The 7,345-nt window shown below is 47.2% G+C and carries 7 protein-coding genes and 1 tRNA gene; 5 read left to right on the top strand and 3 right to left on the bottom strand.

Features of this window, described 5'->3' with window-relative positions:
• Both EQY_RS0119605 and EQY_RS0119600 read right to left on the bottom strand, forming a co-directional pair.
• Window positions 1–562, bottom strand: a 562-nt coding sequence (locus tag EQY_RS0119605; protein ID WP_000531939.1) for a thiolase family protein, incomplete at its 3' end; no start/stop codon positions are given.
• 180 nt (window positions 563–742) lie between these two features.
• Window positions 743–1,027: a YfcZ/YiiS family protein gene (locus EQY_RS0119600; RefSeq protein WP_001296261.1), complete on the bottom strand. Its 285-nt coding sequence runs from the start codon at window positions 1,025–1,027 to the stop codon at window positions 743–745.
• Window positions 1,028–1,398: 371 nt separating this feature from the next.
• Between EQY_RS0119600 and fadL the strand changes: the two genes are divergently transcribed.
• Window positions 1,399–2,739 (top strand): long-chain fatty acid transporter FadL, encoded by a 1,341-nt coding sequence (gene fadL / locus EQY_RS0119595; RefSeq protein ID WP_024212665.1) that lies wholly within the window; start codon window positions 1,399–1,401, stop codon window positions 2,737–2,739.
• A gap of 61 nt (window positions 2,740–2,800) precedes the next feature.
• Here fadL and mlaA read toward each other — a convergent pair whose 3' ends face one another.
• On the bottom strand, window positions 2,801–3,556 hold the full coding sequence (gene mlaA / locus EQY_RS0119590; protein ID WP_000776783.1) for a phospholipid-binding lipoprotein MlaA: 756 nt from the start codon (window positions 3,554–3,556) through the stop codon (window positions 2,801–2,803).
• A 303-nt stretch (window positions 3,557–3,859) separates the two neighbouring features.
• Between mlaA and EQY_RS0119580 the strand changes: the two genes are divergently transcribed.
• The 4 genes from EQY_RS0119580 (at window position 3,860) to EQY_RS0119565 (ending at window position 7,211) form a co-directional block, all read left to right on the top strand.
• Window positions 3,860–4,792 (top strand): formate/nitrite transporter family protein, encoded by a 933-nt coding sequence (locus tag EQY_RS0119580; RefSeq protein WP_000368108.1) that lies wholly within the window; start codon window positions 3,860–3,862, stop codon window positions 4,790–4,792.
• Between the two features lie 75 nt (window positions 4,793–4,867).
• Window positions 4,868–4,942 (top strand) — tRNA-Arg (locus EQY_RS0119575).
• A gap of 178 nt (window positions 4,943–5,120) precedes the next feature.
• On the top strand, window positions 5,121–6,383 hold the full coding sequence (locus tag EQY_RS0119570) for a tyrosine-type recombinase/integrase (RefSeq protein WP_000778572.1): 1,263 nt from the start codon (window positions 5,121–5,123) through the stop codon (window positions 6,381–6,383).
• Between the two features lie 606 nt (window positions 6,384–6,989).
• On the top strand, window positions 6,990–7,211 hold the full coding sequence (locus EQY_RS0119565) for a helix-turn-helix transcriptional regulator (protein WP_000741353.1): 222 nt from the start codon (window positions 6,990–6,992) through the stop codon (window positions 7,209–7,211).
• The last annotated feature ends 134 nt before the right edge of the window (window positions 7,212–7,345 follow it).

Here is a 7,345-nt window from a genome sequence, read left to right as displayed (position 1 = left end):
CGGTGTCACCCATCCGCAAGCCGGTGGAATATTCTGCTACCGCAGGCGGCACGGGCATTAAGTCGCGCAAACGCAGGCGAGAGAAGAGTTTCAGACGCTGGCTCATTGTGCGGGCTTTGTTGACATCCACCAGCACGCGCGCCAGTTTTTTGCTAACGCCAATCGGCAATACCGACGAGGAATCTGCCCCACCGGCAATCCCCGCACGAATGGTTCCCGCCATCAGGCTTTCGGCGACGTTTGCAACAGCCTGGAAACTGGTGGCACAGGCACGACTGACGCTGTAAGCATCGGTATGGACGTTCATTCCGGTGCCAAGAACAATTTCACGCGCAATGTTGGGGGCTTCCGGCATTTGTACGACCTGACCAAAGACCAGTTGTTCAATCACTTCGGCGGGGATCTCGCTACGAGCAAGCAGTTCTCCGACGACCATCTTCCCCAAATCAACAGCGGGAATACCATGAAAAGCCGTCGCCTGGCGAGCAAAAGGCGTGCGTAATCCGCTAACAATGGCGATACGATCGCCCTGGCGGGTAACCAGCGGTAAAACCTGACCCATAACACTCCCCTGTAAAAAAATAGATAAAGTGGTCTGACCTGATCATAGTCTTAACCATTTTTTTACATTTAGCCAAGTGGAGAAAAGGGAAAGTGGGAGCTATGACACAGAGAGAAAAGAAGAAGAGAAAACAAAACGCCCCTGCCAGCAACTGGCAGGGGCGTGTGTACCTGAGAGGAATTAACGCAGACCCAGCTGGAAGATCAGCATTTCAGCTTCGCAGGCAAAAGTGAAATCGATATCCAGGCGAACACCATCAGACTCTTCAGTGAAAGTCGGGGTGATTTTGCACGGTTCGGATTCCACGCTACGGGCTTTTTCAGTCAGCGCCGCCAGCGTTTGTTCTGCTTCTGCGCGGTTTGCAAACACGCGGCTGTAAGACGCGGTGCAATCGGAGTTGTCCATAATGGTGCCAACATCCATACAGCAGCAAACCGGGGTTTCATCAGCACTACATTTACTCATCGTTGATTTCCTCTGTATGTGCACCCAAGGTGCCAGATAAACGTTGCGGATATTTTACGCTTCCGGAAAGTGCTGCTCCAGTTGTTAATTCTGCAAAATCGGATAAGTGACCGAAATCACACTTAAAAATGATCTAAAACAAAATTCACCCGGATGGATGAGTGCGCCACCTCTAAATTTTGCCAGCTGGATCGCGTTTCTTAGATCATATTTGAAAAAAGATAGAAACATACTTGCAACATCCTATCTGGTCAGACCTATACTCTCGCCACTGGTCTGATTTCTAAGATGTACATCAGCCCCTACACTTCGCGCTCCTGTTACAGCACGTAACATAGTTTGTATAAAAATAAATTATTGAGGTTATGGTCATGAGCCAGAAAACCCTGTTTACAAAGTCTGCTCTCGCAGTCGCAGTGGCACTTATCTCCACCCAGGCCTGGTCGGCAGGCTTTCAGTTAAACGAATTTTCTTCCTCTGGCCTGGGTCGGGCTTATTCAGGGGAAGGCGCAATTGCCGATGATGCCGGTAACGTCAGCCGTAACCCCGCGTTGATTACCATGTTTGACCGCCCGACTTTTTCTGCGGGTGCGGTTTATATTGATCCGGATGTAGATATTACCGGGCATTCTAATTTAACCGGTCAGAGTGCAAATGCTAAAAATATCGCACCGACAGCGTGGGTCCCTAACCTGCACTTTGTCGCGCCTATTAACGATCAGTTTGGTTGGGGAGCGTCAATAACGTCCAACTACGGCCTGGCTACGGAATTTACCGACAACTATGCTGCTGGTATCTATGGCGGTAAAACCGATCTGCAGACAATCAACCTTAACCTTAGCGGGGCTTATCGCCTTAACAATAGCTGGAGTTTTGGTCTTGGTTTTGATGCTGTTTACGCCAAGGCAAAAATTGAGCGTTACGCCGGTTCGCTGGGGCCTTTGTTGTCTCAACAGTTGATTGCCCAAGGTGTACCCGCGTCATTGACCAATGGTATTAATACTCCGGACTCTCAAATTGCTCATCTGAAAGGTGACGAGTGGGGCTTTGGCTGGAACGCGGGTATTCTTTATGAACTGGATAAAGATAACCGTTGGGGCCTGACATATCGTTCAGAAGTTAAAATCGACTTCGAAGGGGATTACAAAAGCTCCATTAACCCAAATCTGAACAACATTTTGGGTAATATGGGCTTGCCGTATGGCACGATGGGTGCAACACAAAATGGATCCTTGACGCTCAACCTGCCTGAGATGTGGGAGATTTCTGGTTATAACCGTGTTGCGCCGCAGTGGGCAATTCACTACAGCATGGCCTATACCAGCTGGAGTCAGTTCCAGGAGTTGAAAGCGAAAGGCGATAGTGGTCAGACGCTGTTCTATAAAGATGAAGGATTCCGTGACGCATATCGTATCGCGTTGGGTACAACCTACTATTACGATAAAAACTGGACCTTCCGTACCGGTATCGCCTATGACGACAGCCCGGTTCCGGCAGATAAACGCTCTATTTCCATTCCTGACCAGGATCGTTTGTGGTTAAGTGCTGGGTTAACCTATGCATTTAATGAAGATGCATCCATTGACGTTGGCGCATCTTATATGCATGGTCAGAAAGTGAAATTCACCGAAGGTGAAGGTGCGGCAGCTTATTCTTTCGAGTCTGAAGGTAAAGCCTGGCTGTTCGGGACTAACTTTAACTACGCGTTCTAATAACACGTTCGTTTAATAAGAAAAAAGGTGAGTTTTACGACTCACCTTTTTTATTTGCGTCTTATTCAGAATCGATATCTTTTAAATCATCCTGAATCGCTTGCGCGTTCGGGTTTTCTTGCGGTTTGAGCTCACCGCCATTGGCGATGAAATCATGACGCTGGAAGTAAGCCTCGCGCACCATAATGTAAGGATCGGAGGACTGACGAAGCAAGCCGTCAGAATCCAGCAACTGCGCACGAGTTTCGATCCCTTCAAGCGTCCATTTACCCACCGACATCGGCCAGGTCAGCCAGGAAAGTACCGGGTAAAGGCTGTCTGCCATATCACCGCCGTCATCACGCAGCGTAAAGCTACCGTAGAACGGTAACTGAACGTACGGCCCATAACCCACGCCATAGTGACCGAGCGTACTGCCAAAACGGTGAGGTTCGGTGCGTTGCAGTTTCGGGTTCGCCATCCCAGCAACATCAATAAAACCGCCCATTCCCAAAATGGTGTTCAGGAAAAAGCGGGTAAAGTGGACCATCCCCTGATAAGGGTCACCCTGCAAGAAGTAGTTAACCATCACCGCAGGTTCTTCCAGGTTGCCGGTAAAGTTGCTCAAACCGTTACGCGCCGGTTGCGGAACATAATCACGCCAGACGACAGCTACCGGTCGAACCACATACGGGTCTAACACATTGAAGTTAAAATTGTACATGGTGCGGTTGAACCCTTCTAACGGGTCAGAACGCCCTTGCTGATCTGTACCGGAACTCGCACACCCCACCAGAAGCGTAGTTCCCAGAGCAAGCGCCGACAGGCGAAGCTTCATAAATGTCTCCCTGTTTTTTATGGCTTTTTTATGGCTTATGCAGTTTGCCATCCATGACGGAACGATACCGTATCCGCCTGTTTAGGTGTGGGCGATTGTAACAGCACGTCAACTGATGTCCAGACGCCCTGGTTTGCTGACTTGATCATAGCCTGGTAATCGCCGCCCTGTAGGCTACTTGATTCTGTAGAAACAGAAAAAGGCAAACGCAGCCTTTTATACATTTTCAGAGTAACTCCCGCCAGTTGCGAGCAAAAAAGCCGCTACGCTTTAGCTATACGTGCTAATTCAAGAGACGACATCATGGACAATGACAAAATAGATAAACACAGCGACGAACTTGAAGTAGAGAGCGAAGAAAAAGAGCGTGGAAAAAAAATAGAAATAGATGAAGACCGGCTCCCCTCCAGAGCGATGGCTATTCACGAACATATCCGTCAGGACGGCGAAAAAGAGCTGGAGCGCGACGCGATGGCGCTACTGTGGTCAGCCATTGCGGCGGGTCTGTCGATGGGCGCTTCGTTACTGGCAAAAGGGATATTTCATGTCGAACTGGAAGGCGTACCGGGGAGTTTTTTGCTGGAGAATCTGGGTTATACCTTTGGTTTTATTATCGTCATTATGGCACGCCAGCAATTATTTACTGAGAATACCGTAACGGCGGTACTGCCGGTGATGCAAAAACCGAGCATGGGCAACATCGGCTTACTGATGCGGTTATGGGGCGTCGTGCTGCTGGGTAATATTCTCGGAACAGGTATTGCGGCGTGGGCGTTTGAGTATATGCCTATCTTTAATGAAGAAACCCGCGATGCGTTTGTCAAAATCGGCATGGATGTGATGAAGAACACCCCCAGCGAGATGTTTGCCAACGCGATCATCTCCGGCTGGCTTATAGCCACAATGGTATGGATGTTCCCTGCGGCGGGAGCGGCAAAGATTGTAGTAATTATATTGATGACGTGGCTTATCGCGCTGGGCGACACTACCCACATCGTCGTCGGTTCAGTAGAGATCCTCTATCTGGTCTTTAACGGCACGCTGCACTGGAGCGATTTCATCTGGCCATTCGCGCTACCTACTCTGGCGGGAAACATCTGCGGCGGCACCTTCATCTTCGCATTAATGAGCCATGCGCAAATCCGTAACGATATGAGTAACAAGCGTAAAGAAGAGGCACGCCAGAAAGCAGAACATGCGGAAATCATTAAGAAAAATGATAAAAATCCGCTATAAGTGGCGAGGGTTTAAGCAATCGAGCGGCAGCGTACTTACCCCGCTGTTTAATAGCGGTTATACTCATGCCGCATTGTCCTCTTAGTTAAATGGATATAACGAGCCCCTCCTAAGGGCTAATTGCAGGTTCGATTCCTGCAGGGGACACCACCGCAACATCTCGCCACCTCTCAGAAAACACCATTACCCATTGATTTTCAAAGCGTTATATCTTATTTATTGTCTCGCTAACTCTCGTTAAATTTGCCTGAAGCCCATATTTAAATGGGTATAAAAATGGGTACGTTTGGTTCGATTTTTATTTGTACCCGTTTAGAGGATCAACACCATGAAACTAACTGATGTAGCTGTACGTAACGCCAGACCAGATAAAGACAGCAATAAAATTAAAAAACTTCGTGACGGCAAAGGGCTGTATCTCTACGTTCACCCCAATGGCTCAAAATACTGGCGCTTTCGCAAAGTTATTAACGGCAAAGAAACAACCCGCGCTTTAGGTATTTACCCAGCCGTCACGCTTGCAGAGGCCAGAAACGCCCGCGATGAGTATCTGGCAAGCCTGGCTAAAGGCATTGATCCCTTGTACGCGCCAAAACCTCAAATAGTGCTTTTTGAAGATGTCGCCAGAGAATGGCATAGCAGGAAAAAGGGCTGGAGCGAACTACACGCACAAAAAGTTTTAAAAGACCTGGAGAATCATGTCTTCCCCGTTCTTGGCAAAAAGCCAATTAACGAAATTACAACCATGGATCTGTTGTTACCTCTACGCAAAATGGAGGATAAAGGGATACTTGAGACGGCATCACGAAACAAGCAGCGAATGAATGCAATCATGCGTTACGCTGTCCAGAACGGGATGATTAAATACAATCCAGCGCAGGAGCTGGGCGGTGCGATAGAAACCAATAAAACCCGTCATCGCCCTGCTCTCCCTCTTGAGCGATTGCCTGAATTGCTGGGAAAAATTGATAATTATCATCACAAGCTGAACGGGCGGCTATTAACGCAATTTGCACTAAAGTTAAATTTATTAGTCTTTATTCGCTCAAGTGAATTGCGTTTTGCCCGATGGAATGAAATTGATTTTGATAAATCAATGTGGGTAATACCCGCAGAACGCGAAAAAATAGAAGGCGTTAAATATTCATATCGTGGAACGAAAATGGGAACCCCTCACGCCATCCCTTTATCCACTCAGGCAATGCAGCTTCTTGAAGATATAAGGAATATATCCGGTGACGAATTGTTGATTTTTCCCGGCGACCACTACCAGATAAAGCCCATGAGCGAAAACACCATTAACAAGGCGTTACGCCACATGGGATACGATACAAAAGAAGATATTTGCGGTCATGGATTCAGGGCTATGGCCTGCTCCGCTCTGACAGAATCAGGCATATGGACAAGGGAAGCTGTCGAGCTCCAGATGAGCCACAGGGAAAGAAACACCGTTCGTGCCGCTTACATTCACAGAGCTGAACACATGCAGGAGCGTCGCCAGATGTTGCAGTGGTGGGCTGATTATCTCGACTCCTGCCAGGCAGCATATATCGCCCCCTATGATTTTAAGTGGATCAACGAAACAGACTGAACTAACGGCGCTAACTCGACAAACCAAACTAACCCAAGAAACTGAATTAAACTCAAGGCGTGGACAATATGTGGACACGCCGATTTTTTTGTCTTTGAAAATCAACAGAATAAGACACCACTAAAAGCACCTGGTGATTTTTAGCCTCAAAAACAGCTATATCCATTTGATTTTTAATGTATTTTTGATTAACAACCAGTGCTTTTGATAAAAATTAGAAAATCAAACAGTTTTACCGATATATTTTTTTGACGTGCGTCATGCTTTCAACTCTTTTTTTTGTTTTCAGAGCCCACTATTCCAGCGTTCACAAGTCATTACACCGCCCAGAAAGGACTTTCCTAGTGCCTAAGGGGTAAGTCAGCAAACCTTTCTGGCCTAACTTGTTGTCGTTTGTTCGCCTTCAGGCGGTTTAAAGCGGTTCTAAATGGATATTTCAGGCATGAAGCAAAACTCACCTCCTGTGTCAACCCCCGTTAAAAATCCGCCTGATTTACAAATCCGTTTTTCGTTGTTTATGATTTTTCTCGTCCCGCAGACTACCGCGAGATCTTACATGTTCCCACGGTGGCTAACGAAAATGTTCAGCGTATACAGGAGGTCAACATGGCAGCACGCTCACAAGCCAGCGAAAGGCAAGTGCAAAAATTAATAAGGCTCCCCAGGGTCATTGAAATAACCGGGAAATCAAGAGCGCGAATTTACGATGATATAAAATCCGATACATTTCCAAAGCCCATTAAAATAGGCCCGCGTGCTGTTGCATGGATTGAAGAAGAAATTATCGACTGGATAGAAGAAAGAAAACAACAACGTTTTCAGGCTTAATTATTTTCATTAAGCCCGCATGGCGCGCTACGCGCCTGAATATTTCAGACATTAAGAACTTCACAGAATAGAAAATGAATACCTTAATCAAAAACATTACTCCGGTTTTTAAAAACTGCCCGGAAATGACCACG

The organism is Escherichia sp. TW14182 (genome assembly GCF_000208525.1).
GTDB lineage: Bacteria > Pseudomonadota > Gammaproteobacteria > Enterobacterales > Enterobacteriaceae > Escherichia > Escherichia ruysiae.
The sequence above is the reverse complement of the archived record's forward strand: the minus strand, read 5'-3'. Positions and strand labels throughout refer to the sequence as shown.